3 protein-coding genes are annotated in these 3,381 nt (G+C 72.3%); all 3 read right to left on the minus strand.

Annotation, left to right across the window (positions count from 1 at the left end):
• A partial coding sequence (gene galE, locus VR44_RS29070; protein WP_045950592.1) for a UDP-glucose 4-epimerase GalE occupies window positions 1–798 on the minus strand: 798 nt, incomplete at its 3' end.
• A gap of 97 nt (window positions 799–895) precedes the next feature.
• On the minus strand, window positions 896–1,615 hold the full coding sequence (locus VR44_RS29075) for a response regulator transcription factor (RefSeq protein WP_045950593.1): 720 nt from the start codon (window positions 1,613–1,615) through the stop codon (window positions 896–898).
• A 142-nt stretch (window positions 1,616–1,757) separates the two neighbouring features.
• Window positions 1,758–3,381, minus strand: a 1,624-nt coding sequence (locus VR44_RS29080) for an outer membrane protein assembly factor BamB family protein (RefSeq protein WP_045950594.1), incomplete at its 5' end; no start/stop codon positions are given.

Consider the following 3,381-nt stretch of genomic DNA (forward strand, 5'->3'; position numbering starts at 1 on the left):
GTGGCCGGTGACCTTGCGGACCGTCTCGATGACCTCGCGCACCGAGAAGCCGCTGCCGTTGCCGAGGTTGCAGACCAGGTGCTCGCCCGGGGTCGCCTCGCGCAGGGCTGCGAGGTGGGCCTCGGCGAGGTCGGCGACGTGGATGTAGTCGCGTACGCAGGTGCCGTCGGGGGTCGGGTAGTCCTCGCCGAACACCGAGATGGACTCGCGCTCCCCGAGGGCGACCTGGAGGACCAGGGGGATCAGGTGGGTCTCGGGGTCGTGGCGCTCGCCGAACTCCTTGTAGGCGCCCGCCACGTTGAAGTAGCGCAGCGAGACCGCCGCGAGGCCGTGTGCCGCGCACTCCCCCGCGATCATGTGGTCCACCGCCAGCTTGGAGGCGCCGTAGGGGTTGGTGGGGGCGGTCACGGAGGTCTCCGTCAGCGCGCCCTCGGCGGGCTCCCCGTAGGTGGCGGCGGTGGAGGAGAAGACGAGGGTGCGCACCCCGGCCTCGCGCATGGCGGTGAGGAGGGCGAGGGTGCCGCCGACGTTGTTGTCCCAGTACTTGCCGGGGTTCACCACGGACTCGCCGACCTGCGAGGAGGCCGCGAAGTGCAGGACGGCGTCGAAGGACGGGTCCAGGTACCGGGCGGCGTCCTGGATGCGCCCGTTGACGAGGGTGGCGCCCTCGGGGACGCCCTCGCCGAAGCCGGTGGAGAGGTCGTCGAGGACGGTGACCTCGTGTCCGGCCTCCAGGAGATGGGCGGCCACGACACTGCCGACGTATCCCGCACCACCGGTGACCAGGTACTTGCTCACTCGTACTCCTACCTTTCGCGGACGCACGCGGGTGCGCGTGCTGGTGTCTGGCTTACCGGATTCCGCGCTTCCGGGGAAATCGCGCCCGCTCGGGGGCTCAGCCCCCGGCCGGCCGCGGTCCGTCCTGCGGCCCCTGTGGCTCCCGCTGCGCGGGCAGGGCGGCCCGGTCGAGCAGTCCCGTACGGGCGGCCAGCGCGGCCGCCTCCAGCCGGGAGCCCACCCCCAGCTTCATCAGGACCCGCTGGACGTGGGTGCGTGCCGTGCTCGGCGCGATGTCCATGCCGGCGGCGATCAGCCGGGTGTCCTCGCCCTCCGCGACCCGCACCAGCACCTCCACCTCGCGCGGGGTCAGCAGCCGCAGCAGCCGGCTGCCCTCGTCGTCGGGCGGCGCGGCGGGGTTGAGGAGCTCGGCGAAGGCCCCCTGCAGCAGCTGCGGGGAGACGGCGACCTCCCCGGCCCGCGCCTTGGCCAGGGCCCGCTCGACGCCCTCGATGCGCTCGTCCTGGCGTACGTAGCCCGAGGCGCCGGCGGCGAAGGCGGCGGCGATCCCGCGGGGGCTCGGCACCGGCCCGAGAACCACCACGGCGATCTGCGGACGCTCGCGCTTGATCCGCACGACCGGCTCGAAGACCCCCGGCTCCGCGGGGGTGGCGGTGCCGAGCAGGCACACCTCCGGGGCGCGGCTGATGACCAGTTCGGCGGCTCCGGCCGCCGGCGCGGCCGCCGCGAGCACCCGGTGCCCGCGCAGTTTCAGGGCCGAGGCGAGCGCCTCGGCCAGCAGACGGTGCTCGTCGACCACCATGACGCGTACGCCCATCAAGGCTCCCACCCCAGATCCTTCTGACCCGGCAAGCTACACGCTTGTTCGACGGGGTGCGGTGGTTACCGCGCGAAAGCCCCCGATCGGTGGTCACCGGCCGGGGGCTTCCGCGCGTGTCCGCGCGCTGTTCGTACGGGTGTCAGTTCGCGGCGAAGGAGATGAACAGGTAGTCCTTCTCCTTGTCGGAGTACGGCTTGCTGGCCAGGCTCTCGGACATGAACAGGCGGCCGTTGTGGTAGCGGATCTCGGAGCGGTCCGGGGCGAAGCCGGCCTCCTGGTCCCGGCCGGCGGCCGGGTTCTGCATCAGCAGGGTCTCCTTCATCGTCTTGCCGTCCAGGCTGACGACCTGCCCGCCGTTGTCGTACGGGGGCACCTTGTAGGCGATGATGTTCGACCCGTCCATGCGCAGCGGGTACATGACGTACTTCTCGCCCGCGTCGGCGCGGTCGCTGGTGGCCTTGCCGGTCTCCAGGTCGAAGGAGACGATCTCGTTGGTGCGGCCGGTCGGCGACGAGCCCTGGTGCTCGTACGAGGGCAGGTAGACCTTGCCGTTGCCGACGACCATGTTGGTGCACTGCTCGACCTCGGTGGCCGGACAGCGGGGCGCGTAGCTGCCCGCGGAGAGGCCGATGCGGGCCTTGAGCTGGCCGGCGTCGTCGAGGACGAAGAGGTCGCTGACGTTGGTGGCGTTCTTCGCGGTGTTGCCGACGTTGGCGGCGATGACGAGCGGCTTGGTGGAGATGATGCCGGCCCACTCGATGCCCGCGGAGAGCTTGTACGAGTACTTGGGCGCGCCGCTGACGGGGTCGAGGGCCTGCGCGTAGAGGGTCTCGTCGGAGTTGCCGCCGCACTTGCGGAGCACGGCGAGGGCCTCGCCGCCCCCGTAGCCGAGGTCGTAGCAGCCCTGTGCGTCGGTCTTGGGGGTCCACAGGGGCTTGCCGTCGGCGAGGTTCCAGGCGGCGCCGCCGTAGAGGCCGCCGGCGGCGACGGTCTGGCCGCTGAGGGTGATCTCGGTGAAGGCCACCGGCTTGTCGCCGCCGGTGGCGGACTTGGCGGTGGACTTCCACACCATCTTCCCGGTGTTCAGGTCGATGACGCCGGCCTGGGTGCACTGGGGGTACTTCTTGTCGGCGGTGGGCGGGCCCTCCTCGAAGAGGATGGCCGTCTTGTTGTCGCTGATGTGCTTGGTGGCCCCGCAGACGTTGGCGCCGAGCGGGAGTTCCCACTTCTTGCCGCCGTCGACGAGGTTGTAGCCGACGACCTTGCCCAGGTCGGACTTGACGTAGGTGGTGTCGGTCAGCCAGGAGCCGTCGACGCCGATCACCTCGGAGCCCGGCACCTGGGTGGTCGCGCTGACCAGGGGCTTCGACTTGGGGTTGGCCGGGGGCTTCTCGCTGCCGGCCAGGGCGGGGGCCTTGGGGTCGGGCGAGCCGCTCGCGGAGACGGCGGGCGGGTTGTCGCCGCCGCCGTCGCCGGAGGTGTACCAGAAGCCGCCGCCGATGATGAGGGCCATGGCCAGGACGGCCGCGCCGACGATCAGCAACTGGTTGCGCACGTCGTTGCCGCCGCCCGCGCCGCCCGTGGCGGGCTGCGGTGCGGTGGGGGCCTGGACGGTGCTCGGCTGGGGCGGCTGCTGCGGGTAGCCGTAGCCCGGCTGCTGCTGCGGGTACCCGTAGCCGGGCTGTGCGCCGGGCGGGGGCACGGCCGGCTGGGCGGGCTGGGTCGCGGCGTGCGCCTGCGGGGCCTGCGGCGGGGTGCCGGGG

Source organism: Streptomyces katrae (assembly GCF_000966975.1).
GTDB lineage: Bacteria > Actinomycetota > Actinomycetes > Streptomycetales > Streptomycetaceae > Streptomyces > Streptomyces katrae.